At 70.7% G+C, this 25387-nt stretch carries 16 protein-coding genes; 7 read left to right on the top strand and 9 right to left on the bottom strand.

The features are described 5' to 3' along the window. Positions 1 to 24 precede the first annotated feature (24 nt). Positions 25 to 957, bottom strand: coding sequence for a Ku protein (locus tag ACQPWZ_RS03900; protein WP_433570637.1), 933 nt, complete (start codon positions 955 to 957; stop codon positions 25 to 27). A gap of 369 nt (positions 958 to 1326) precedes the next feature. Here ACQPWZ_RS03900 and ACQPWZ_RS03895 point away from each other — a divergent pair, with 369 nt between their 5' ends. The 4 genes from ACQPWZ_RS03895 to ACQPWZ_RS03880 all read left to right on the top strand — a co-directional run bounded on the left by ACQPWZ_RS03895 (position 1327) and on the right by ACQPWZ_RS03880 (position 5095). Beyond that, positions 1327 to 2559, top strand: coding sequence for a cytochrome P450 (locus tag ACQPWZ_RS03895; RefSeq protein WP_433570636.1), 1233 nt, complete (start codon positions 1327 to 1329; stop codon positions 2557 to 2559). A 209-nt stretch (positions 2560 to 2768) separates the two neighbouring features. After that, positions 2769 to 3200, top strand: a complete 432-nt coding sequence (locus tag ACQPWZ_RS03890) for an SRPBCC family protein (protein ID WP_340471713.1) — start codon at positions 2769 to 2771, stop codon at positions 3198 to 3200. A 219-nt stretch (positions 3201 to 3419) separates the two neighbouring features. Beyond that, a complete protein-coding gene (locus ACQPWZ_RS03885) occupies positions 3420 to 4265 on the top strand; it encodes an alpha/beta fold hydrolase (RefSeq protein ID WP_433570635.1) in 846 nt (281 codons plus the stop codon). A gap of 14 nt (positions 4266 to 4279) precedes the next feature. Then, complete coding sequence (locus ACQPWZ_RS03880) at positions 4280 to 5095, top strand: inositol monophosphatase family protein (RefSeq protein ID WP_433570634.1); 816 nt, start codon at positions 4280 to 4282, stop codon at positions 5093 to 5095. A 319-nt stretch (positions 5096 to 5414) separates the two neighbouring features. On the opposite strand, the gene ACQPWZ_RS03875 is transcribed toward ACQPWZ_RS03880, so the two are convergent. The 7 genes from ACQPWZ_RS03875 to ACQPWZ_RS03845 form a co-directional block, all read right to left on the bottom strand. After that, positions 5415 to 6878: an extracellular catalytic domain type 2 short-chain-length polyhydroxyalkanoate depolymerase gene (locus ACQPWZ_RS03875; RefSeq protein WP_433570633.1), complete on the bottom strand. Its 1464-nt coding sequence runs from the start codon at positions 6876 to 6878 to the stop codon at positions 5415 to 5417. Positions 6879 to 7282: 404 nt separating this feature from the next. Continuing rightward, on the bottom strand, positions 7283 to 8365 hold the full coding sequence (sbnA, locus tag ACQPWZ_RS03870; RefSeq protein ID WP_383234046.1) for a 2,3-diaminopropionate biosynthesis protein SbnA: 1083 nt from the start codon (positions 8363 to 8365) through the stop codon (positions 7283 to 7285). A gap of 36 nt (positions 8366 to 8401) precedes the next feature. Continuing rightward, a complete protein-coding gene (gene sbnB / locus ACQPWZ_RS03865; protein ID WP_356702795.1) occupies positions 8402 to 9472 on the bottom strand; it encodes a 2,3-diaminopropionate biosynthesis protein SbnB in 1071 nt (356 codons plus the stop codon). Then, a complete protein-coding gene (locus ACQPWZ_RS03860) occupies positions 9469 to 10473 on the bottom strand; it encodes a TauD/TfdA family dioxygenase (RefSeq protein ID WP_356702797.1) in 1005 nt (334 codons plus the stop codon). The genes sbnB and ACQPWZ_RS03860 overlap by 4 nt, the downstream gene beginning before the upstream one ends. A 13-nt stretch (positions 10474 to 10486) precedes the next feature. Beyond that, complete coding sequence (locus ACQPWZ_RS03855) at positions 10487 to 13192, bottom strand: non-ribosomal peptide synthetase (RefSeq protein WP_433570632.1); 2706 nt, start codon at positions 13190 to 13192, stop codon at positions 10487 to 10489. Positions 13193 to 13197: 5 nt separating this feature from the next. Then, positions 13198 to 15822: a Pls/PosA family non-ribosomal peptide synthetase gene (locus tag ACQPWZ_RS03850; protein WP_433570631.1), complete on the bottom strand. Its 2625-nt coding sequence runs from the start codon at positions 15820 to 15822 to the stop codon at positions 13198 to 13200. 369 nt (positions 15823 to 16191) lie between these two features. After that, positions 16192 to 17604, bottom strand: a complete 1413-nt coding sequence (locus ACQPWZ_RS03845) for an MFS transporter (RefSeq protein ID WP_433570630.1) — start codon at positions 17602 to 17604, stop codon at positions 16192 to 16194. A gap of 183 nt (positions 17605 to 17787) precedes the next feature. On the opposite strand from ACQPWZ_RS03845, the gene ACQPWZ_RS03840 reads away from it, so the two are divergent. Further along, complete coding sequence (locus ACQPWZ_RS03840; protein WP_433570629.1) at positions 17788 to 18984, top strand: MFS transporter; 1197 nt, start codon at positions 17788 to 17790, stop codon at positions 18982 to 18984. Between the two features lie 262 nt (positions 18985 to 19246). On the opposite strand, the gene ACQPWZ_RS03835 is transcribed toward ACQPWZ_RS03840, so the two are convergent. Further along, on the bottom strand, positions 19247 to 19969 hold the full coding sequence (locus ACQPWZ_RS03835) for a transporter substrate-binding domain-containing protein (protein ID WP_433570628.1): 723 nt from the start codon (positions 19967 to 19969) through the stop codon (positions 19247 to 19249). A gap of 323 nt (positions 19970 to 20292) precedes the next feature. Between ACQPWZ_RS03835 and ACQPWZ_RS03830 the strand changes: the two genes are divergently transcribed. Together ACQPWZ_RS03830 and ACQPWZ_RS03825 are read left to right on the top strand one after the other, a co-directional pair. Beyond that, positions 20293 to 23112 (top strand): carbohydrate-binding protein, encoded by a 2820-nt coding sequence (locus tag ACQPWZ_RS03830; RefSeq protein ID WP_433570627.1) that lies wholly within the window; start codon positions 20293 to 20295, stop codon positions 23110 to 23112. Between the two features lie 27 nt (positions 23113 to 23139). Further along, positions 23140 to 25302: a ThuA domain-containing protein gene (locus tag ACQPWZ_RS03825; protein ID WP_433573763.1), complete on the top strand. Its 2163-nt coding sequence runs from the start codon at positions 23140 to 23142 to the stop codon at positions 25300 to 25302. Positions 25303 to 25387: the final 85 nt, after the last annotated feature.

Raw genomic sequence — 25387 nt, 5'->3', positions numbered from 1 at the left:
GCCGCTCGCCGGGGCCGTGCGTCCTCAGGCGCTGCGCGGCTTGCGTCCGCTCGTCTTCTTGGCAGCGGCCTTCTTCGTGGTGGTCTTCTTCGCCGCGGTCTTCTTGGCTGCCGTCTTCTTCGCGGCCCGCTTCTTCGAGGTGGGCATGTCGTGCACGGTGGCGTGCTCGCCGCTCTCCCCGCGGGACTCCTTCGCCGCCTGAACCGACGCGTTCAGTGCGGCCATCAGGTCGACGACCTCGCCCGCCGGCCGCGTTTCGTCCTCGGCCCGGGGCGGCGTCTTCCCCTCGGCCTTGGCGGCGATGACCTCCTCCAGGGCTTCGCGGTAGTGATCCCTGTAGCCGGAGATGTCGTCCTCGCTCATGGCCTCCATCAGCGCCACGGCGCCGTCGATCTCGCTGTCACCGACCTCGACGGGATCGGGGGCGAGCGTCTCGGGGGAGCGGATCTCGTCCGGCCACCGCATCGCGTGGAGAACGATCGCGTCGTCCTTCACCCGCAGCAGCCCCAGCCGCTCGCGGCCGTGCCACGCGAACTTCGCCACGGCCACCTTGCTGGACCGTTCCAGCGCCTTTCGGAGCAGCGTGTAGGGCTTCGCCGACACCGCTCCGCCGGCGGCCAGGTAGTAGCCGTTCGAGATACGGATGGGGTCGATGCTGTCCGCCGGCACGAACGCGACGATCTCGATCGCCTTCGCCGTCGGCAGCGGCATGTTCGCCAGGTCCTCGTCGGTGATCTCGATCAAGGTGTCCTTGGAGACCTCGAACGCCTTTCCGATCTCGTCGTCGCGCAGCTGCTTTCCGTCCAGCTCGCAGATCTTCCGGTACCGGATCCGCCCCATGTCGTCCAGGTGGTACTGGTGGAAGCTGATGTTGTGGCTCTCGGTCGCCGGCAGCACCTTGATGGGGATGGTGACCAGGCCGAACGAGATGGCTCCGGACCAGACGGGGCGGGGCATGACGAACCTCCGTGTGCAGCCCCGAGACCGTCAGCGTACGGCCGGGTCCGTGACGCGGCACCCCCGCAGCCGCCAGTCCGGGGACGGCCCGGCGGCCGCCTTTCCGCAGCGGACCGGCCGTGGCGTACGCACCGGGCTCGGGCCCTCGTGGCCGCGTCCCGGTCCACCGCGCCTGGCCCCACCCGTTGCCCCACCCGAGCGGGCCGCACGCTGCCGTCCCGGGCACGCCTCCGCCCTGCCTCACCGGGGCACGCCCCGCCCGTCGCCCGTCGCCCGTCGCCCGTCGCGTGTCTGGGTATCGCCGCTCCGGGCACTCGGCCTCCTATGAACACTCTCGCCGCCCCCCTTCGCGACAGCAGCATCCCTCTGATGACCAAGGGTTACGCCTGGTTGCCCGACCGCATGCGCAGCAGCGGGGGCTCCCCGGTGCAGACCCGGATCCTGGGCCGCCCGGCGACGGCCGTCCACGGACGGGAGGCCGTTCGCTTCTTCTACGACGACCAGCATGTGAGGCGCCGATCCGCGCTTCCCGGCCCCGTCCTCGACACACTGTTCGGCCGGGGCGCGGTGCACACACTCGACGGCCACCAGCACCTGGCGCGCAAGGCGCTCTTCATGTCCCTGCTCAAGAACCAGGGCGCCGTCGCCCGCCTGACGGAGCTGGTGGGAGCGGAGTGGGACGCGGCGGCGCGGGAATGGGCGATGCGCCCCGCCGTCGAACTGTTCACCGAGTCGAGCCGGGTGCTCACCCGCGCGGTGTGCGACTGGGCCGGGATTCCGCTCGGCGCCGCCGAGACCGCGGAGCTGGCCGACGACCTGGTGGCGATGGTCGACGGCTTCGCCGCGATCGGCCCCCGGCACCTCAAGGCCCGTGCCGCTCGCGCCAGGCGCGAGGTGTGGCTGGAGGCCCTGATCCGTACGGCGCGGGCGGACGCCGGTACGGACCCGGGCACCGACCGGGGCACGGAGTACCCCGCCGGCTCACCCCTGCGGGCGGTGGCGCTCCACCGGGACGACAGCGGCCGGCTGCTCGACTCGCACACCGCCGCCGTGGAGGTCCTCAACATCATTCGCCCCACGGTGGCCGTCGCCTGGTTCGTGACCTTCGCGGCTCACGCGCTCGAGCGGTGGCCGGGCGGACGGGACGCACTGCGCCGGGGTGACCCGGCGTACGCGGAAGCGTTCGCGCACGAGGTTCGGCGCTTCTACCCCTTCGTGCCGTTCGTGGGCGGCCTGGCAGCCGGAGAGCTGCGGTGGCAGGGCGTGGTCATTCCCGAAGGAAGCCTCGTGCTGCTGGACGTCTACGGTCACCAGCACGACCCCGACCTGTGGCCCCACCCGTACACCTTCCGCCCCGAGCGCTTCCTCGGCCGGAGCGTGGCGAGCGACGAGCTGATCCCGCAGGGCGGTGGAGATGCGGCCACCGGTCACCGGTGCCCCGGCGAGGACATCACCGTTGCCCTGCTCGCCTGCCTGTCCACGCGGCTGGCGGACATCAACTACCTGGTGCCGCCGCAGGACCTGTCGATCAGTCTGCGCCGGGTGCCGACGCGGCCGAGCAGCGGCTTCGTCATGTCGCTCCGGGTGCCCTCCGACGCCTGAGGGGGACGGGCGGCGGCGGATATGTGTCGCGCGCGCCTGCGCCCATCCCGCAGGCCCCGGGGGCGAGTTGCGCCTGTGCCGGTATCGGCGAGCGTCCCGCCGGACCTCTTCCCGGCCCGCGGCGCGCGCGAACAGATCGTGTGCGCGGCGCATCGGAGGGCACCCGGTGGACGAACGCGGAAAACCGGATCGTCAGGAAAGGACCCTCCATGTCGGCATCTCTGATCGAAGCCGTGGACGTCAACGCCCCCGTCTCCGTGAGCTGGGGTCTGTGGCAGGACGTGACCGAGTGGCCGCGCTTCCTCAGCCATGTCGAGCGGGTCGACCGGCTCGACGACCGGCGGTTCGCCTGGTGGCTCTCGCTGCCCGGTGCGGACAAGCAGTTCATCGCGGAGCTCACCGAAGTCGTGCCGGAGGACCGGATCGCGTGGAAGACGGTCGCCGGGGTGCACCACGCCGGCGTGGTCACCTTCCACCACCTCAGCGACACCACCAGCCGTGTGACCCTTCAGGTCGAGTACGAGCCCGACGGCTTCTTCGAACACCTCGGTGCGCTCACCAACCTCGACAAGACGCTCGCCAACTACGACTTGGGCGAGTTCCAGCGCATGGCCGAGGAGCTCGCCGGCCGGAGGGTCTGACGCGCGGACGTTGCGAAGACCCGCAGGAACAGAAGCGGCCGGCTGAACAGCGGCCGAATGAGGCCGTACGAACCGTGCCCTCCGCCGTCCCCGTACGGCGGAGGGCTTCGGCTCGCCCCCGACGCGCACGGAACACCGCAAGGGCCGCTGCGGTCCGTGCCTCTGCGAGGGCCAGGAATTGAGTTGCCGGGAGCGGATGCCGCTGACAAGGTCGTCGCCATGCCCACCCTCCCCGCGTACGACGGCACCGAACTCGCCTACCACGTGGTCGGCGACGGTCCTCCCGTGGTCTGCCTGCCCGGCGGACCGATGCAGGCGTCGGCCTACCTCGGTGACCTCGGCGGCCTGCCCGCGCACCGGCAGCTGATCCTGCCGGACCTCCGGGGGACCGGGGAGTCCGCGGTGCCGCAGAGCGCCGACTCCTACCGCTGCGACCGGCTGGTCGATGACGTCGAGGCGCTGCGCGAGCATCTCGGCCTCGACCGGATGGACCTGCTCGCCCACTCCGCGGGCACGAACCTCGCGGTGCTCTATGCGGCCCGTCACCCCGAGCGGGTCGGCAGGCTCGCGCTGATCACACCGAGCGCCACGGGCCTCGGTATCGCCGTCCCCGGAGAGGCCCGACGCGAGACCGCGCAACTGCGCAGCGAGGAGCCGTGGTTCCCGACCGCCTTCGCGGCCCTGGAGGCGATCACCTCGGGCAAGGCGACGGACGACAGTTGGCAGGCCATCGAGCCGTTCTTCTACGGCCGTTGGGACGACACCGCCCGCGCCCATCAGGCGGCGAAGGACGGTCAGAAGAACGAGGAGGCAGCGGCCGTCTTCGGCGCCGAGGGTGCCTTCGATCCGGATGCCACGCGTGCGGCGCTCGCGCGCTTCGGTGGGCCGGTGCTGGTGCTCGCGGGAGAGTTCGATCTGAACTCTCCTCCCGGACCGACGGCTGAGTTCGCGACGTTGTTCCCGGACGCCGCATACGTCGTCCAGGCTGGAGCCGGTCACTTTCCGTGGCTCGACGACCCGGACCGTTTCGTCGCGACCACCGCCCGCTTTCTCGGCCGGCAGTAGTGACCGGACCAGTCATGACCGACTCGACTGCGCGCCGGGACGATGCCGAGGTCGCGACGGCTGCGGCGCGTGCCGGTGCGGAGGTTGTGCTCGCCAGGTACGGGCGGCGGCTCTCCCGCATCGACAAAGGTGCCGGGGACTTCGCCACCGACGCCGATGTGGCGGCCGAGGAGGCGATCCTCGGCGTCATCCGCGCCGCCCGGCCCGACGATGCGGTGCACGGCGAGGAGGGCGGCCGACGGGGCCCGGCGGACGCGTCGCGCCAGTGGTTGGTGGATCCCCTGTGCGGGACGCTCAACTACGCGGTCGGCAACATGCTGGTCGCGGTGAACGTGGCGCTGCGCGACGGCCCGGCGGCGGTGGCCGATCCGTTCAGCGGCGAGGTCTTCTTCACCGACGGCACGACGGCGTGGGTGCGGCGCGACGGGGTGGACGAGCTGTTGGCACCCACGGCCGCCACCGGGTTGGTGGACGTGAACCTGGATCCGCCCTTTCCGAGCGCCCCCGGATTCAGGGCGGTGGACCTGCTCGCTCACCCGGATTTCGTCGCGGGGTTCCGACCGCGGGTGGTGTCGAGCACGCTGGCGCTTGCCTGGGTCGCGGCCGGCAAGCGCGCCGCGTACGTCACCGACGGCGGTGACCTGACCGAGAGCGTGCACTTCGCGGCCGGAATCGCCCTGTGCCGGGCCGCCGGCTGCGTCGTCACCGGAGTCGACGGCGCACTGATCGGACAGACCGGTTCGGCCGGCCAGGGAGGCCGCGGTCTCGTGGTGGCCTCGGACGCGGAGACGCACGGGCTGCTGCTGTCGATGATCCGCGGACAGCGCTAGGTCGTGTCCGCAAAGTCTCGTCTGGTTCGCGACGCCCTGCACTCCCCCGTAGCCCTTCGGGCACGGGAGGTGCCCCCATGCCGCGTTGCCGATACGCCCAAGTGGTTCCGCTACGAGGGCGCACCGGCGCCTTGCGATCGCACGCACCGGACGCCGCGACCCCCGCCCTCCGGGCGGACGACGATACTTTGCGGACACTCCCTGCTACGTGCCGCCACAGCTCGTCGCACGGGCGGCAGGTCCGCGTGGCCCCGGAGCCCACTGCCGGTGCCTCGGCATCCCCGACGGCACCGGCAGGCCCTCCGCACCGCCGTAACCCCTACTCGTACTCCACCGTCAGTGTGGCCCTCGTGTCCTTGTTGACGAACACATAGGCGTTCGACGTCTGGTTCGCCGCGAAACGCAGTCGCAGGTGTGTCACCCCCGTACGGTTCACCGCCGCAAGTCCCGCCGTCGACAGGTTCGTCGAGGATCTGGTGCCCGCGGTGAACGCGGTGACCTCCGCCGACCCCGGGGCCGTCGCGGTGGCCGACCAGTCCGCTGGTTCGACCGCGCAGGCGCCCAGGCAGCCATGGTGGACATCGACCAGCAGGCGGTTGCCCGTGGGGCTGGTCCACGGGGAACCGGAGCCGCTGCTGTGGGTGAGCGTCACGTGGGCGCGGGTGAGCTGTTTGCCGGCCGGGATGCGGGAGGTGTCGAAGGACAGCACGCTCCGGTTGTACTTGCCGTCGCTTCCGCGGCCCAGAGCGAGACCGTACGTGGTTTCCAGCGTGCCGACGGACGGGCCCGAGCCGTCCGCCGCGGCCTTGATGTAGCCGTCCTGCGCGTCCGTGCTCTCCAACGTCATCCGGTTCCCGGCCGGCGGCGGTGTGCCGTCGCCGCCGAGTGCCCTCACCATCGCCATGACGGTCTCGATCTGCTTGCCGCCGTGCCGGGCGTAGGCGGAGTCGCCCTGGTAACCCCACCAGTTCCAGCAGCCGTTGGGGTTGTCGAGCGTGGTGGTCGGGACGGCCTGCGGGTACAGCACGATCAGGTTGTTGGTGTCGGCGTACTCGTTGAGATACGCCTTGTCGATGAACTGGCTGCCGAAGCCCTGGTAGGAGTAACCCTGCTTGCAGCCGTGCAGCGCGACCACCAGTTTGCAGGCGGCGCCGTCCGCGCAGCTGTCGGGTACGTACACGAAGCCCTTCTCGTCCAGGGAGATCGACCGTGCCTGGCCACCGGGGGCGTACGCATTCTGGTCGAACTGGGTCAGGGTTCCGCCGGGTGTGCCCGCGGGGGCGGTGACGCTGCCGAGGAGATGGCCGAGCAGGTCGCGTTCCGCGTCGAAGCCGCAGTTGTTGATCCACGGATTCGCCGTGACCGTACAGGAGTTGGGGCCGAGCGGGCTGATCCACGCGTGGCCGGCCGCCGTGCTGTTGTTGTAGCGGACGCGCGCGCCGAACCGGCCGTAGTACTCGGACAGCGCGTCGGCCACCGGGCGCTTGACGGTGGTGTCACCCGATCCGCTGAAGACGTAGACCGGGTCTCCGGCGAGATGGGACACCGGGTCCACGAGTCCCTGCGCCGACCAGTCGCGTGTGGTCTGTTCGAGTGTGTCGAGCTGGAGATCCTGAAGGGTGTCCATGCAGGCCAGCAGGGCCTTGTTGAGGTCGTTCTGGGCGCAGTGGTTCGGGCCGGACGCGAATGCCGCCGAGCCGTCGAACGTGCCGGAGTACGCGACATGCAGCTGGGTGGCCATGTAGCCGCCGGACGAGATGCCGACGCTGTAGACATCGCTCACGTCGTGCGGCCGGAGCGCTCCCGGTACCGGCGCAGGGGCCGATGCGGGCGCAGATGCCGGTACCGGTACCGGGGCGGCGGCTGGCGCGGAGGTGGGGAACACGAGCGCCGCGACCATCAACACCATGAGCGCGGCGGGCCGGAGAAGACGGGCAGCGGGCGACGATCTCATGGACCCTCCCGGGTGAGGTGCGGCTCACGTCGGAATCCCGTCCGTGGATTCCGTGGATGCCGGGAGATTAGGAGCCCGTCACCGGGCCGGATATGTCGCTCGCACCTACAAAGCACCGAGGAGCCATGTGCCCACCGCGTGGACCATGACGACGAAGTGGCGCACCGGGCAAGTCACTTGGCGCCGCAGCGGGCGGCCGAGGCACCAGCGCCCCGGCCGCCGCCCTCAGCTCCTCACCACGCCCCGCGGCGTGGCCGCCCCTCCGGTGAGGCGGGGGTCCAGGAGTCGTCCCTCTCCTGCCGGGAGCGCGTGTTCGGGCCCGGAGATCGCACGGGCTCCGAGGGGCCCGCGGCCTGTCCGTCGGGGTCCAGTACGTCCGCGCCGTACAGGGCCTGCACCCAGTTGGCCTGGTACACGGTGTCGAGGTAGCGCTCGCCGAGGTCCGGGGCGACGGCCACGGCCGTGAGGTCGCGCGCGTCGTGCCGGGCCAGCCAGCCCATGGCGCCGCTGACCACCGTGCCCGTCGAGCCGCCGAACAGGAATCCGCGTTTGGCCAGGCGGCGGCACGCGCGAACGGTGTCGGCCTCCTCGACGCGGACCGCCTCGTCCACGAACGACTCGTCCAGCAGGGGCGGACGGACGCTCATGCCGAGGCCCGGGATCATCCGGCGCGCCGGAGGGCCGCCGAAGCTCACCGAGCCGACACTGTCCACGGCGACGATGTGCACCGGCCGGCGCGACTCGCGGAAATACCGTGCGCAGCCCATCAGGGTTCCCGTGGTGCCCGCGCCGACGAACAGGACGTCGAGCTTCGGGAAGGCGCGGGCGATGGCGGGGGCGGTCCGCTGATAGTGCGCCTTCCAGTTGGCCGGATTGGTGTACTGGCTCAGCCATACGTAGCGGTCGTCGGACGCACACATGGCGCGGACGTAGTCGAGGCGCGCGCCGAGGAGTCCGCCGTTGGACCGCTGGCCGGCGACGATGTGCACCTGGCTGCCCAGGGCCTCCATCATCAGCCTGGTCGCCAGATTGCAGCGGGAGTCCGTCACGCACAGAAACCGGTAGCCCTTGCTGGCGGCGATCATGCTCAGTGCGACGCCGAGGTTGCCGGACGAGGACTCGATCAGGATCGAGTCCGGCGTCAGGATGCCCTCCCGCTCCGCGGTCTCGACCATCTCGGTCGCCGCCTTGAGTTTGATCGAACCGGCGAAGTTGAAGCCCTCGCACTTGAGGAAGAGTGAGCGCCCGTAGATCGCTGAGAGGTCGACATAGAGCTCCTCCTCGTTGAAGGCCTGGGGTACGGAGATGACAGGCACGATGGCCTCCGTGTGGTGGGGGGCGCGGTGGGCTGCTCAGCCGTACCGGCGCAGTTCGTGGAAGAAACCGTCGGCGACCCGGAGTTCTCCGGTGCGGGCCACCTCGTCGTACACGTATTTGCCGACCGCCAGATCGAGTACTCCGAGGCCGAAGGGAGAGAACACGACGGGCCGGTCCGGCGGTACCGTGACCCGTCCGGCCATCACGTCGTCCAGCGTGCCGTGCACGAAGTCCCGGTTACCGGTGCGCTGTTCGGTCAGGTGCGGTGAGGTGCCGGCCCGCAGACAGTGCTCGATGTCGTCGACGATGTTCGTCGACGCGAGCAGGATCTCCGGGTCGAGGTCGCGCAGCGACACATGCAGGACCACGGGGTTGTGGTCGAACCACGACAGGTCGCTGACATGCGGCTGGCCCGCGACGGTCGCGAAGACCACCAGGTCGCTGAGCCGGATCAGGTCCTCGGCGCTGCTGTGCACGGTGACACGTCCGCCGCTGCCCGACTGTTCGAGGTAGACGCGGAAGCCCGCCGCACTGTCGGCCGACAGGTCGTGCACCCCGATCTCGTCGAACGACCAGCCGGTCCCCACCAGGAAGCTGTGGATGTACCGGGCGATCAGACCCGCCCCGAAGAAGCCGACGCGCAACGGACGCGGCCGGTCACGGGTGAGCCGGTCGGCGGCCGACGCGGCCGACGCGGCGGTCCGGGTGGCGCTGATGATCGAGCTCTCCAGACAGGCGAACGGATAGCCGGTGTCCGGGTCGTTGAGGATCAGCACGGCCGAGGCCCGGGGGATACCGGAGGCCACGTTCTGCGGGAAGCTGGAGATCCACTTCAGTCCGTCCACCCGATCCCGGCCGCCGATCGACGCGGGCAGCGCGATGATCCGGGAGGTGGGACGGTCGTGGAAACGGAGGAAGGACGACGGCGGGTTCACCGACTCGCCGGCCCCGTGCAGCCGGTACGTCCCCTCGACCACCTCCACGATCTCCTTTTCGCGTCCCTCCAGAGCGCGTTGGACCTGGTCGCCCGTGATCACGGCGAAGGACGGCGCGGAAAGCGGTTCTGGCATGGCGGGCTCCGTTGCGGGAGAGGGGGTGGTGGTCATCGGACAGCCGCTTCGACGGTCGGCGAACAGTCACCCAGGCGCACCGGGTCGGCCATCGCCACGACCACGTCCCGGGGCCCTTCGAAGGGCTCCCTGCTGTGCGCGGTACGGATGTTGTCGACGAGCAGCAGGTCACCGGCCAGCCAGGGCTGCCGGGCGGTGTGGGTCTCGTACACCGCGTTGATCAGCTGGACGGTGTCCTCGGTGAGGGGATCGCCGTTGCCGTAGCGGGTGTTGAACGGCAGACCGTCGGCGCCGTACTCGTCGATCAGGTACTCCCGCACCTCGGGGGCCGTCGTCCACTCGTTGAGGAACGCGATCTGGTTGAACCAGCAGCGCATGCCGGTGACCGGGTGACGCACCACGGCGCTGCGCAGCTGCCGGGTGCGCAGCCCGCCGTCGGGCTGCCAGGCGAACTCGATCGCGTTGGCGCGGCAGTAGTTCTCGACGGCGACGCGGTCCTCGGTGCCGAACGCCTCCGCGACGGAGGCCCCGATCTCGTCGTTGTAGCTGCGGGTGAGCAGCCATCCCTCGCGCTCGAACCGTTCGGTCAGGGCAGGGGGCAGGTCGTCGAGCACGGCAGCCGAGTCGGCGACCGCGGTGGCCCCGCCCTCGGTGGGTGCGGTCAGACACGCGAACATCATCAGGCCGGGGAACTCCTGTGTGTAGCTCAGCTCGTGATGCATGCACATCGGCTGGTTCGACGGCCAGGCCGTCGACGAGTAGACGCCGTCGGAGTAGGTCTCCCGCAGTGCGAAGGCCTCCTTGTCGGCCGCCGGCCCGGTGGCGAGCTGCCGGAGCACCGCGGCGACGTCGTCCGCGTCGCGCAGCCCGAGGCCGCGGACCAGGACCGCGCCGTGCTCGGCGACGGCGGCGCGCAGTGCGTCCCGCTGCTGGACCGGCCAGCTCATGGTGTCGGTGCCGGGTTCCAGTTCCAGCACGGGAGGCCGGCCTGGGCGCGATTCCAGGCCCGGCAGCGTGGTGGTGAGCGAGGAGGGCATGGTGGGCTTCCTTTCAGGCGGGGGGCCGGACGGATGCGGCGGAGGGTTGGTCGTGCCGGGAGACGGCACCGTCCTGTGGACCGTCCGGCACCGGCACAGGCCTCAGCAGTGGCGAGTTCCGTGGGGAGGGGGCGTCGGCGGTATCGGCGGCCGCGGCTCGTTCGTCGACGAGGGCGGCCAGGTCGGCGAGGACCGGGTGACGGGTGATGTCCTTGAGGGAGACGACGCGGTCCAGGGACACCACGAGCTTGACCGCCGTCAGCGAGGTGCCGCCGTGGTCGAAGAAGTGGTCGAGCCGGCCGACGCGCTCCTGCGGTACGCCGAGCACCGGGGCCCAGGCCGCGGCCAGCCGCTGTTCGGTCGGTGTCTGCGGTGCGCGGTCGCCGTTGTCGGTCGCCTCGGGCGGCCCGGCCGCGTCGAGCTGTTCGGCAAGGGCCGTCAGCGCCTTCTTGTCGATCTTGCCGTTGGCGGTCAGGGGCAGGCTCTCCTGCCAGTGGAAGGACGACGGAACCATGTACGGGGGCAGTGACCGGCTCAGCCGGTGGCGCAGGTCGTCGGCCTCCAGCGGGCCGGGGCCGGAGTAGAACGCCACCAGGTGCGCACTGCGGCCCGCGGATCGGGTGATGACGACCGCACCGTCGCGGACACCGGGTGCCCGCAGCAGGGTGTTCTCGATCTCGCCGATCTCGATCCGGAAGCCGCGGATCTTGACCTGACTGTCCCGGCGGCCGAGGAACTCCAGCTTTCCCCCGGGCAGCCAGCGGCCGTAGTCGCCGCCGCGGTGCAGCCGCAGGCCGGGACGGTGCGGATCCTCCATGAAGGCGGGCCGGGTGCGTTCCGGGTCGTTGATGTAGCCCCGGCCGACGCAGACGCCGGAGAAGACGATGGCGCCGGGAGCCCCCAGCGGCACCGGGGAGAGGTGCTCGTCGACGACGTAGATGTGCACGTTGTTGACGGGGCGGCCGAGCGGTACGCGGTCGGTGTCCGGCGCCCGGTCCATGACCTCGTGGTTGGTGTCGTCGGAGGTCTCGGTCAGTCCGTAGGCGTTGACCAGTGCGATCCCCGGCTGCGCGGCGAACCAGCGCTGGACGAGTTCCGTCTTCAGCGCCTCGCCGGTCACCGACACCCGTCGCAGGTCCGGGAGTTCGCGGGGGTGGCGCTCCAGAGCGGAGAGCACGGCGTCGAGGTAGGACGGCACGACCTGGAGCACGGCGACCCGGCCGTCGACGACGGTGTCGAGGAACTGCCGGGCGTCGAGGACCGCTTCCTGTCCGACGAGCAGGGTGCGCCCGCCGGCCAGCACGGGCGCCAGCAACTGCCACAGGGAGATGTCGAAGCACTGGGGCGCGGTCTGGGCGACGACATCTCCCTCGTCGATGCCCAGGTCGTCGATCTTGGCGTAGAGGTGGTTGAGCATGCCGGCGTGCTCGCACATCGCGCCCTTGGGTTCACCGGTGGATCCGGAGGTGAAGAAGACGTAGGCGAGCTGGTCGGGCGCGACGCGGACACCGGGGTCGGCGTCGGAGTGGTCCTCCGCGTAGGCGGCCTCGATGAGGAGCGTCTGAACTCCGGAGCGCGACTCTGCGGCCGCCGACCGGCCGGGCTGCGATGCGTCGGACCCCGCCTCCCGGGCCCCCGACTCTCGGCGCTGCGACTCCAGCGCCTCGTCGAGCGTCGCGGTGCTGCCGGGTTCGGTCAGGACGAGCCGGCATGCGGCGCGGTCGAGCATGGCGGCGATCCGGCCGGCGGGGAAGTGCGGTTCGACGGGCAGATAGACGCCGCCCGCCTTGAAGACGGCGATCACCGCCGCCATCCAGTCGAGATTGCGCTCGGTCACGACCGCGACGACGTCCTGGCGGCGCAGTCCGCGCGCCAGGAGGGCGCCCGCCAGGCGATTGGCGCGGGTGTTGAGTTCCTCGTACGTCCACTGCCGCTCGCCCTGTTCGGCGGCGACCGTGTCCGGACGGATCCGCACCTGCTCTTCGAACAGTTCGTGGAACCGGCGGTCCGGCAGCTCCCGGTGGGGTCCGGCGAGCCCGTCGAGCTGGAGATGGAGTTCCCCGGCGGACAGCAGGCTCTGCCGCCCGTGATCGGCGTTCGGATCGGCGGCGACGAGCGCGAGCGCGGTGAGGTGGTAGCCGGCGATCCTGGCGGCGCACTCGGCGTCCAGCACATCGGTCCGGTACATCAGCCGCAGGCCGCGACCGGCGCCGTGGTGGGGGAGTGCCACGCGCAGTACGGTGTCCCGCTCCCGGCCGTCGCCGTCGCCGTCGCCGTACGGATCGAAGAGGGTCTCGGGCAGCGGCTCAACCAGACCCAGCTCGCGCCTGAACTCGTCGACGGGGAAGTCCTGGTGCGCCAGCAGCTCCGTCTGCGCCCGGTCGGTGTCCTCGATCAGCGCACGCCAGGAGCCTGACGCGGTCGACAGCCGGCACGGCAGCGGCGTGCCGTCCGGCGTGCGGACGTACGTCGCGACCGCCTGCTCGCCGGACAGTGCCGCGAGCACCTTGGCGTGCGCGGCCAGCAGCACCGAACTCAGTGGCAGGCCCGCCTCGTCCGCCCACCGGCGCAGCGATGCCAGCAGCTCGTCCGGTACGGCCGTCCGGTACTCGGCGGTCCCCGGCACGCGGTCGCCCGACCAGCGGGGGATCGCGGTGAAGGTGCCGGCGGTGAGCACCCCGCGCCAGAACTCGGCGTCGGTCTGCGTGGACGTTGCCATCACTCCTACCTCCCCTGCTCGCCGGTGTCCCGGCCGACAGGCCGAGCCGGATTCCCGGTCCACCGGGCGTTCTGCGGGACTGCCTCGCCCTTCATGAGGAAGGAGTCGGGGGCCAGCTCCGCGCCGTCGCCCACCGTCACGCCGTAGTGGACGAAGGCGCCGACCCCGAGCGTGCAGCCGGCGCCGATGCTGCTGCGGTCGGACTTGAACGTGCCGTCCTCCTGGGAGTGGCACTGGAGGACGCTCCCCGCGTTGAGCGTGCAGTGGTCGCCGACGGCGACCAGGGGGCGCTCCGTGAACGAGCAGCCGTCGTCGAAGACCCTGCGGCCGAGCCGGACTCCCAGCAGCCGCCAGATCAGGTTCTTGTACGGGGTGCCGTTGTAGATGCGCAGCCAGGTCTCGTTGGGCACCTTCCAGTACCGCTCACGCCGCCAGAAGCGGCGGTCGTAGATCGAGCAGAACACCGGACTCAGCGGGTGCAGAGCGGTGACGGCCCGCTCGACCAGTACGTAGTACACGGCGCCGGACAGGAGGAGGAGGACGTTGCCCAGCGCGATCGACAGCGCGCCGAGCGATGTGTAGAGCTCCGCGGTCACCGCGACGAGGAGCGTGAACCAGGTGAAGTAGAACCACCGCACCAGCAGATACAGCACCATGGTGACGACGTTGTGCTTGCTCTTGGCGGCGAGGTTGGCGGGCAGCTCCTGTTCGTTCTTGAGCTGGTCGAACGTGCTGTCCCGGTGGACGGATCGGGGGATCTCGAAGCTGGGTGAGCCGAGCAGCCCGACGCCTTCGCGGACCGTTCCGTCGATGGGGACCATCACCTTCGTGGCGAGCAGGCAGTTGTCGCCGGTCCGGCCCCGTGACGGGTAGGCGATCCTGTTCCCGAGGAAGTTGTGGGGGCCGATCGAGGTGCGGGAGACGCTGAAGGATGTGTTCGAGAAGTCGGCGTTGACCATCGACAGGCCGTCGGCGATCATCGTCCCGGTTCCGACGGAACTCATGTACGGCGTTTCGTGCTTCACGTCCGTGCCGAAGTTCGATCCGGTCTGTTCGACCGGCGAGAGGCTGTACCCGAGCGTCCGCAGATAGTGGACGATGGCGGAGCTGTCGCCGAACAGCCGGGTCATGAATTTCCTGTTGGTGATGAGGACGATCGCCCGGTGCATCCCGTAGTGGATTCCGTACAGGGGATAGACGCGGCCAGGTGTCATCGCGCGGTTGAACAGCCGGGGCACCGTGGTCATGATCAGCAGGCCGACGGGTATGGCACCGAAGAAGAGGACGACAGAGGCCACCAGCGCCTCGACGTAGAACGTCCAGCTCGTCAGCGCCGCGGGCCCGGGCTCCAACGCCGCGGCGAACTGGGGCACCTCGGCGAACATCACGCCGACGACGCCCACCGCGAGCGGCATGTAGACGAGCAGCGCTGTCAGCAGTTGAAGGACGCTGTGCACGGCCCGTCGCAGGACACCGCAGCCGGCCGGTCCCACTCCACGGAAGTCCACCGCGCTGTCGGCCGGGACGGCGGGGGACCCGTGCCAGTGTTCTCCGGCTGGGACGGTCTGTCCGCTGTGCAGCGAGGAGGCGTGGGCCAGTTGGGCCCCGTCCTCCATGGAGCTCCCGATGTCGAGCACGGTCGCCTCGCTGACGGTCACGTCCCGCCCGAGTGTGACCGGGCCCGTCTGGATCCGGCCGGCGTGGGCCCGGTAGCAGGCGAAGAACGAGTCCTTGCGGATGACGGTTCCGTCGCCGACCGCGAAGAGGTCGGTGCACACCGGCATGTTCCGGGAGAAGATCACGACACCCCGGCCGACCTTCGCTCCCAGCAGCCGCAGATAGAAGGTGTAGAGCGGTGACCCGACGAACAGCACCAGCGGGTTCGCCCGCACCAGCGTCTTGACGAGCCAGAAGCGTACGTATCCCAGGCTCCAGACCCGGATCTCGCGCGGCTTCCACCGGCCGATGACCGTCCACTTCACCACGACCGGAAGGGCGCACAGCACCAGGAAGCCGACGGCGCCGAACACGACCGACCGCAGATAGACGTCGGCGACTCCCGACGCGGCGGAGATCCACTCGTAGCCCTGCGCGGTGATGTACGCGATGACGCAGGAGTAGCCGACGAACGCGAGCAGTTGCAGCGCGCCGCACAGGACGTACTCCCGCAGGCTCGTCCGGGCTGCCGGTAGGGGGGCAGGCGGTGGTTCGACGGGTGCGGAGGGCTGTGGTGCGTCGGTGAGCGCCGTGGCGAGGCTGTGGATCGTCGGATTCCGGTAGACGTCCTTCATGGAGACCGACGGCAGGTCCGCCCGCTTTCTGATGCGGGCGCAGAAGTGTGCCATCACCAGTGAGTCGGCGCCGAGTTCGTCGAAGAAGTGGCTGTCGGCCGACACCTCCGGGAGGCCCGCGACGTCGGCCAGCATCTCGGCGAGGATCTGCTCGGTTCCGACGGCGGACAGTTCGGCCGGCGCGGTGGGTGTCTGCCCGGCCGGGACTGCTGAAGTCTGTTCGCTGGGGACGGTGGCGGTGTCGTACCCGTTTTTCCGGACCACGGCGGATTTCGCCGTTCCGGGTGCCGGGCCGGGTGTCGGTCCGGGGGCCAGTGCTTCAACGGGCTTTCCCACCATGCGAGCTCCTCGGAAGGTCGTGACGGCCGGACCGCTACGGGCCCATGCGCCTGGCCCGGGCGTCGCCCCCGCGACGCGTTGAGCGTGCGATCCGTACGGCGGGTGGCGTATCGAGCACGGACGGCAAGCCGGTCGGCACTTCACCCGACCCGGTGCCCATGGGCTCGACGCCGGACTCTGCCGGACGTCTTGACCTGTATTCGACACGGGCAGTGGGACGGATTGGCCAAATCATCACTTGTCTCGCATATCGGTCTTGATCTCGAAGCGTGGACGGTGCGGGGCCGTCCCGGGGGTGGAGGCGGCGGGAAGCCTGTACCGTCCGCGCAGCGCCTGGACCCGGGGCGACGAGAGGTGCGCGGGCGTCCCTCAGTCCCGCCCGCGCAGCAGCAGGGTCTGGGTGACTGCCGCCGCGGCCAGGACGCCGGCCGTGACGAAGAAGCCCCCGGCGAAGGCCTCGCCCGGCAGCGGCGGCGGCCCCGAGTGGGCCCGCACGAGCATCGCCCCCACGAGCGCGGTGCCGAGCGTCCCGCCCACCTGGAGACAGGTCTCGAGCAGCCCCGACGCGCCGCCGCGCCGACCGGCCGGCGGGGCCGCCATCGCGACCGACATGGCCGGGTTGTAGACAAGCGGGATGGAGGTGCCCCACACCAGCAGCGCGGCACCGAACGGCACGTAGCTGTGACTGCCCACGGCCGCGCCCATGAGGGCGAAGCCGAGCGCTCCGCCCGCAGCACCCGCCACCGTCAGGCGGCGGGCGCCGAAGCGGCGGGACAGCGCCCCGGTGGCCGGCGCCAGAGCCACGGTGGGAGCCATCGCCGGAAGCATGGCGAGTCCGGCGACCGCGGGGCTGAGCCCCAGTGAGTCCTGCACATAGACGGCGCCGTAGACGACGGCGGCGAGAAAGCTGAACTGCGCGCAGAGCACCAGCACCGCCGAACCGAGAAACCGCCGGTCGGCGAGCAGGTCCAGATCCACCAGCGGCGCCCGGTTCCGCGTCTCGACACGGACGAAGGCGTACAGCAGCACCAGCCCGGCCGCGAGCAGGGTGAGGACGACGGTCGTGGGCAGGCCGGGGCCGCCGGACTCCATCACCGCGGTCACCACCAGGCCGAGGCCCGCGACCAGGGTCACCATGCCGCAGGTGTCGAAGCCGCTCCGCGACCGGGAGGGCGGCGTCCGGGGCACCGTTCGCCAGGCCAGGAGGAGGACGGCCGCCGCCGGAACGAGGTTCAGGAGGAAGACCGAACGCCACCCGAGATCCTCGGTGAGCACCCCGCCCACCAGCGGACCCGCGGCCAGGGCGACGGACGCGGTACCGACGTACATCCCGATCGCCCGTCCCAGACGCTCCGGCGGGAACGTGTTCGTGATGATCGCCATCGTCTGGGGCAGCATGGCGGCCGCGGCGGCCCCCTGAACAGCGCGTGCCGCCACCAGCGCTCCACCGCTCTCGGCGAACGCGCAGAACAGCGACGCGGCGGCGAAGCCCAGGGTGCCGAGCAGGAAGATCCGCCGCGACCCGAAGAGATCGCCGAACCGGCCCCCCGCGGCGGCGAGGGCGGCGAAAGCGAGGATGTACGCGTTGGGCACCCAGTGGGAGAGCGGGACGCTCATCCCGAGGTCGCCCCTGATCGTCGGAAGCGCCACGCCCACGACCGTCTCGTCCAGAAACGTCATGGCGAGGGCGAGACTCGTCGCCGCGAGCACCACGTGCTGCCGACGGCGGCCGGGCTCGGCCTCCCCCTGCTGTGGTGTGAGCGGCGGCGGATCCGGAACCATGGGCCGACTCTACGAAGACCGACCGCAATGCGCCGTATGTCCTGTAGGGGACGTCATGCCTGCGTGTGCCTATTGGTTCGTTTGCGGCACAGGCGCGGCGTGGTCATGCTGGACAGGACGCCTCAAGCGTCGGGCCCGCGCCGGGCGGACGCCATCCCTTTCGGAGCGGACCAGGAGGCCGACGTGGTCGTGACGGCCGGGCGCCGACGCCGGGACTTCGCGCTGCTGGCCGGAATCCTGGTCATCGTGCTCACCGGGGCGAACATCCCCGCCCCTCTCTACGTCGTCTACGAGTCCCTCTTCCACTTCCGGCCCGACCTCACGACACTGATCTTCGCCGTGTACGCCGTCGGCGTGCTGATGTCGCTCCTCTTCTTCGGCAGGGCGTCGGACCACCTGGGCAGACGGCCGGTGATCGGAGCCGCGCTGGCGCTGATGGCGGCGAGCGCGGCGGTGTTCCTGGCGGCCGAGAACGTCGCCATGCTCTGTCTGGCCCGCTGGGTCTCCGGTCTCGCCATCGGTCTCGTCGTGGCGCCCGCGACCGCGGGGCTCAGCGAGCTGGAGCCCACGGGGAACGCACGCAGGGCCGCGCTGACGGCGACCTGCGCGAGCATGCTGGGTCTCGGATTCGGCCCGCTGCTCTCCGGCATTCTGAGCGAGTACGCCCCGGCTCCCACCCGCCTGGTGTACGCGGTCTATCTGGGACTTCTCGCACTCGCGGCGCTCGCGCTCCTCCTGCTTCCCGAGACGGTGACCGGGCGGGAGCGGCGCTATGTGCCCCGTATCGACATCCGCCTCCCGGCCGCGGTCCGCACGGAGTTCCTCCCTGCGGCGATGGGGGTGTTCTCGGGCTTCTTCGTCCTGGGCCTCTTCGTCGGGCTGATCCCGTCCTTCCTCGGCAACGATCTGCACTGGACGAGCCACGCGCTCGGCGGAGCCGTCGTGTTCCTGCTCTTCGGCGTCGCCGCGGCGGCCGAACTCCGGGCACGCGAACTGCCCGACCGGCGCGCCCTCGGCCGGGGACTGCTGGTGCTGCCGGTGGGCCTCGTGGTGATCGTGCTCGCCTTCGCGCACGCCAGTCTGCCCGCCTTCCTCGTGGGCACGGTGCTGGGCGGCACCGCTGTGGGCCTGGTCTTCATCGGCGGCCAGGCGACCGTGAACCGCATCGCCCCCGCGGCAGCACGTGCCGGTGTGACCGCCGCACTGTTCACCGCCGCCTACACGGGCTTCTCCGTGCCGGTGGTCGTGGTGGGGGTGGCATCCGTGCAGGTGGGCACATTGCGCGCCACGACGGGGGCGACGATCGGCTTCGCGGTCATCTGCTCCATCGCCCTGTGGGTGCTCAGCCGGGCGGGCCGTCGTTCCTCACGGACAGGGTGAAGGCCGCCGCGCACGGAACCGGCCGCGCCTTCCCGCGACCGACCGGAAAGGCGGCCACACGCTGTGCCCCGACCGGGCGGGGTCGACGCAGAACGTCGCCCCGCCCGCCGACGAGCCCCTCGCGAGAGGCCGTGCACGGCGCGCTCATCCCCGAGCTGCGGTCACTGCCGGCCGTGCAAACCCCGCGTGCCCCCGGGGCGCGGCATCAGGCGCGGCCGATCAGGTGAATCCCGGAGGCCGCCTGCCACCTGGCGGACCGTGCCTACGCGGGAGGGGCGACCAGACTGTCCGCCTGGTTCGCCCTGCGCAGCGCATCGGCGATGAACCCGCGCGCTTTGAGATCCTCGACGAGCTCCCGGAGGAACTCGACGGTCTCGGTCCGCCGGGTGACGGTCGTGCCCACCGCCTGCTGGATCTGCATGAACCGGTCCTCGATCAGACGCACGTCGGGATGCGCGGCGACGAACTCGGTCATCGGCTGCCTGATGCCTGCCGCGACCTCCAGTCCCTCGCTGCGGAACGCGTCGGTCCCCTCGTCTGCGCGCACCACCGTCGCGTGCTGGAGCGTGCGGGAGAGGAAGAGGTCGTAGGCCGATCCCTTCTTCACTCCGATGCGCACACCGGGGCGGTCGATGTCGGCGGCCGAGGTGAAGGCCGAGTCGCGCGGGACGGCGTACACGCCCTCGATCACGACGTACGGGGCGGTGAAGGCCACTTCGGCCTCCCGTGCGGGATCGACGGCGAGGAAGCACAGGTCGGCGCGGCCCGAGGTCATCGCCTCGTACGACTTCCGCGCCGCGTCGAAGCAGAGGAGTTCCACCGCGACGCCCAGCCGCCTGCCGACCTCACGCGCGATGTCGACCGTGATGCCGGACGGCGCCTCCGGCGTGCCCTGGGCCAGTACCGGGTTGCCCAGATTGATCGAGGCCCGCAACACGCCACTCGGGGCCAGGTCCTCGGTGATGGCAGCAGTCGTGATCCTCATGAAGGGGAGTGTAGGTGCCGGACCGGCGCCACCGGCCGGGCGGACGGTCCTCCACCCCGACCGGACGATCACCGCGCTCCGGCAACGCTCCTGGACGCCCCAACTCCCCACCGCCACAAACACGGTGGGGGTCGGAACGGTGATTTTGACATAGCCTTGACAAATTACGATTGCGTTGCGAACATGCAAAACACTCGCACGAGGTAGACAAGAATCTTGCGATCCATGCAAGAACTCCGCAGGGCCGTATGCCCCTTGACGGTGGACGCATGCCGTCGCGCGCCTTGCCTGACGCACCCCCACCAGGTCAGGAAGGAACCTCCATGTCCTTACGCCGTCTTTCGGCATGGGCGGCACCACTCGCCGCCCTCGCGCTGGTGCTGTCCGGCGCACCCGTGACCGGCGCGGCTGCCGCAGCACCGGCCGCCATCCCGCCCTCCGACTACCAGCAGGTCCAACTCGCCTACGGGGCAGCCGAACTGGGCGAGGCGATGTCCCTCGCCGTCCTTCCGGACCGCTCCGTCCTGCACACCGCGCGCGACGGCACGGTCCGGTACACGGACCCCGCGGGCAACACCAAGGTCGCCGGCAAACTGGACGTCTACACCCATGACGAGGAAGGTCTCCAGGGCGTGGCGGCCGACCCCGGCTTCGCCGCCAACCGTCAGGTCTACCTCTACTACTCGCCCAAGCTGAGCACCCCCGCCGGCGACGCCCCGGTCACCGGCACCGCCGCCGACTTCGAGCGGTGGAAGGGACATCTGAATCTGTCCCGGTTCACGCTCAGGAGCGACGGCACACTCGACCCCGCCAGCGAGAAGGTCGTCCTCGAAGTCCCCAACGACCGTGGACAGTGCTGCCATGTCGGAGGTGACATCGACTTCGACGCTGCCGGGAACCTCTATCTGACCACCGGCGACGACACCAACCCGTTCGAGTCCAGCGGCTACAGCCCCATCGACGAACGGACCGACCGCAACCCGCAGTTCGACGCCCAGCGCTCCTCCGGGAACACCAACGACCTGCGTGGCAAGGTCCTGCGGATCACGCCGCAGCCCGACGGCAGTTACACCGTCCCGGCCGGCAACCTCTTCGCGCCCGGCACCGCCAGGACCCGGCCGGAGATCTACGCGATGGGATTCCGCAACCCGTTCCGGATGTCCGTCGACCGTGCCACCGGAGTCGTCTACCTCGGCGACTACGGCCCCGACGCCGGCGGTACCGACCCCAACCGGGGCCCCGGCGGCCAGGTGGAGTTCGACCGCATCACCGGTCCCGGCAACTACGGGTGGCCGTACTGCACCGGCACCAACACCGCCTCGGAGACGTACAACGAGTACACCTTCCCGAGCGGACCGGGCGCCGCCAAGTACAACTGCGCCGGCGGACCGGCCAACAACTCCTTCCGCAACACCGGACTCGCCACCCTCCCGGCTGCGAAGTCCAGTTGGATCAAGTACGGAGACGCGGGCTCCCCGCCCGAGTTCGGCAGCGGCTCCGAGTCGCCCATGGGTGGTGAGGTGTACCGGTACGACGCGGGCCTCAACTCCTCGGTGAAGTTCCCGCAGTCGCTCGACGGGCGCTACTTCGCCTCCGAGTACGGACGCCGCTGGATCAAGGCCGTGGAGGTCAAGTCCGACGGCTCGTACGGCCTGATCGAGGACTTCCCCTGGACCGGCACGCAGGTCATGGACTCCGACTTCGGACCCGACGGCGCCCTGTACGTCCTCGACTACGGCTCAGGCAGCGGCAATCAGGCGCTGTACCGCATCGAGTACATCGGCGGCAGCAACCGCAACCCCATCGCCAAGGCCGCCGTCGACAAGACATCCGGGCCCACACCGCTCACGGTCGCCTTCTCCTCGCAGGGCAGTTCCGACCCCGAGGGCAAAGCGCTGACGTACTCCTGGAACTTCGGTGACGGCACGACGTCGACGGCCGCCAACCCCAGCCACACGTACACGACGTCGGGTACCTACCGGCCGACGCTGACCGTACGCGACCCCGAGGGGCTGACCGGAACCGCGAGCCTCGTCGTCACGGCGGGCAACACCGCACCGACCGTCACGCTGACAACTCCCGCGGACGGAGCGCTGTTCTCCTTCGGCGACACCGTGCCCTTCGCCGTCACCGTCACCGATCCCGACGACGGGCCGGTCGACTGCGCCAAGGTGAAGGTCACCTATCTGCTCGGCCACGACAGCCACCGGCATCAGATCACCTCGAAGAACGGCTGCTCCGGTTCCATCGCCGTCCCGGCCGACGGCGAGCACGACAGCGCCGCCAACCTCTACGGCGTCTTCGACGCCGAGTACACCGACAACGGCGGACTGACCTCCCACAGCGTCCGCATCCTCCAGCCCAGGCATCGGCAGGCGGAGCACTTCAGTGCTCAGTCCGGTATCCAGACGGCGGACCACGGGGCCGCCGAGGGTGCCAAGACGGTCGGCTTCACCGACAACGGGGACTGGGTCTCCTTCCAGCCGTACGCGCTGTCGAACGCCAGGAGCGTGACGGCCCGGGTCTCCTCCGGCGGCGTCGGCGGAACCATCGACGTGAGGGCGGGCTCGCCGACCGGCACCCTGCTGGGCAGTATGGCCGTCGCGCCGACCGGTGGCTGGGAGAACTTCACCGACGTGTCGACGAACCTGGCGAACGCCCCTGCCGGCACGACCACCCTGTACTTCGTGTTCAAGGGAGTGACGGGCCAGGGGAACCTCTTCGACGTCGATGCGTTCACCTTCGTCACCGGCGCGCCCACCGGACCGAAGACCGTCGAAGGTGAGGCGTTCACCTCCGGGTCGGGCGTGCAGCCCGCGGCCCACGGCAACGCGAGCGGCGGCCAGACGCTCGGCTACATCGAGAACGGTGACTGGGCCGGCTACGCCTCCGTCGCCACGGCCGGCGCGAAGACCTTCTCCGCCAAGGTGTCGTCCGGCGGAGCCGGCGGCACCGTCGAGATCCGCGCCGGCTCCGCCACCGGCACCCTGCTCGGCACGGTCGCGGTCGCGCCGACCGGCGGCTGGGAGACCTTCACCACCGTCTCCACCACGCTCACCGCCACGGGCACCGGACCCCTGTTCCTCCGGTTCACCGGCGGGTCCGGCTCCCTCCTCGACATCGACACCTTCACCCTCGGCTGACGGGTGGAAGGAGACATCGTGAAACGCATCCACCGCACGCCCGGACGCCGCTCCCTGGCGTTACTCGCCACCCTGGCGCTCGGATTCGCCGGGGCAGTGACCATGCCCGCCACCGCGGCCGCGGCCGACTACGACGTGCTCGTGTTCTCCAAGACGGCCGGCTTCCGGCACGACTCCATCCCGGCCGGCATCGACGCCGTCCGCTCGCTCGGCACCGCCGACAACTTCTCCGTCACCGCCACCGAGGACAGTGCCGCCTTCACCGCCTCCAACCTCGCGGGCTACGAAGCCGTCGTCTTCCTCAACACGACGGGCGACGTGCTCGGCGACGCGCAGCAGAACGCGCTCCAGTCGTACGTCGACGGGGGCGGCGGCTTCCTCGGCGTCCACGCGGCCGCCGACACCGAGTACGGCTGGCCGCACTACGAACAGCTCGTCGGCGCCCGCTTCCAGAGCCATCCCGCGATCCAGCGGGCCACGGTGAGGACCGAGGACCGGTCGCATCCCGCGACCGCCCACCTCGGAGCCGACTGGAGCCGGACCGACGAGTGGTACAACTACCGCTCGAACCCCCGTGCCGGGGTCCGCGTCCTGCAGAGTCTCGACGAATCCTCCTACAGCGGCGGCGAGATGGGCGGGGACCACCCCATCACCTGGTGCCATCCGCAGGGTTCGGGACGCTCGTTCTACACCGGGCTCGGCCATACCGCCGAGTCGTACGCCGACCCCGCGTTCCGCTCGCTGCTGCTCGGCGGCATCCGCTACGCGGCAGGCACCGCCCCCGCCGACTGCAGCCCGCGGGGCGGTACCGGGCCGAAGACCGTCGAGGGGGAGTCCTACACCTCGGGGTCGGGCGTGCAGCCCGCGGCCCACGGCAACGCGAGCGGCGGCCAGACGCTCGGCTACATCGAGAACGGTGACTGGGCGGGCTACGCGTCTGTCGCCACGGCCGGCGCCCGGACCTTCACCGCGAAGGTCTCCTCGGCAGGAGCCGGCGGCACCGTCGAGCTACGGGCGGGGTCCGCGACGGGCACGCTGCTCGGCTCGGTGCGCGTCGCGCCGACCGGCGGCTGGGAGACCTTCACCACCGTCTCCACGACCCTCACCGCGACCGGCAGCGGACCCCTTTTCCTCCGCTTCACCGGCGGCTCGGGTGCCCTGTTCGACATCGACACCTTCACCCTCGCGACGGCGCCACCCGTGACCGAGGCCCTCTCGCAGAACGTGCACCTCTTCTACTACCCCTGGTACGGCACGCCCGCGGGCCAGGGAAGCTGGCGGCACTGGCAGCAGGGCGGCCGCACCCCGCCCGACGACATCGGCGCCGACCTCTACCCGGCCCTCGGGCCGTACGACTCCGGGGACACCGCCGGAGCGGTGGACCAGCACATGCGCTGGACGGCGCAGTCGGGTGCGGGCGTGCTCGTCTACAGCTGGTGGGGCCGCGGCGGTTACGAGGACGGCATCGCCCGCCGGGTCATGGATGCCGCCCAGCGACACGGGATCAAGGTGGCCTGGCACATCGAGCCGTACGCCGGGCGCACCGCGCAGTCCGTCGTCGACGACATCCGCTACCTGAACTCGACCTACGGCAGCCACCCCGCCTTCTACCGGGACGCCGCCCACGGCGACCGCTCGGCCTTCTACATCTTCGAGAACCTGCGGATCGCCGACTGGACGGCGCTCGACCAGGTCACGGCGAGCAGCATCGTTCTCGCCCAGACCACCGACACGACGAAGATCGCCCACTTCTCCGGTCTCTACACCTACGACGGCATCGCGGGGGCCACCGCCCCCGGCTGGAAGCAGGCCGGTGACTACGCCCGCGCGAACAACCTCATCTGGGCTCCCTCGGTCGCGCCCGGCTATGTCGACGACCGTGCCGTGCCCGGCAACACCACACCGACACTGGGCCGTTCGAACGGCGCCACCTACGACAAGGAGTGGAACAACGCGCTCGATCCGGCGATCGGCGGCTCCCCGGCATGGGTCTCCGTGACGTCCTTCAACGAGTGGCACGAGGGCAGCTCCATCGAGCCCGCCAAGGCCGACCCGCCTGCCGGGCACGGCTATCAGACCTACTCGGGCGCATACGGGAAGACCGGCGCCGCGGCCGAGACGGCATATCTCGACCGTACGAAGTACTGGGTCGGTGAGTTCGAGAAACAGCGAGTCGCGCGACGCCCCTGAGATGAGCCCGTCCGGTCCTGCCGCGGCGCCGGATTCCGTATCCGGCGCTGCGGTGCGCCTGTTGGTGCCGCGCTGTCCGGGGCCG

Source organism: Streptomyces sp. CA-251247, assembly GCF_050952975.1.
Lineage (GTDB): Bacteria > Actinomycetota > Actinomycetes > Streptomycetales > Streptomycetaceae > Streptomyces > Streptomyces achmelvichensis.
This window is presented reverse-complemented; position numbering and strand designations above follow the sequence as displayed.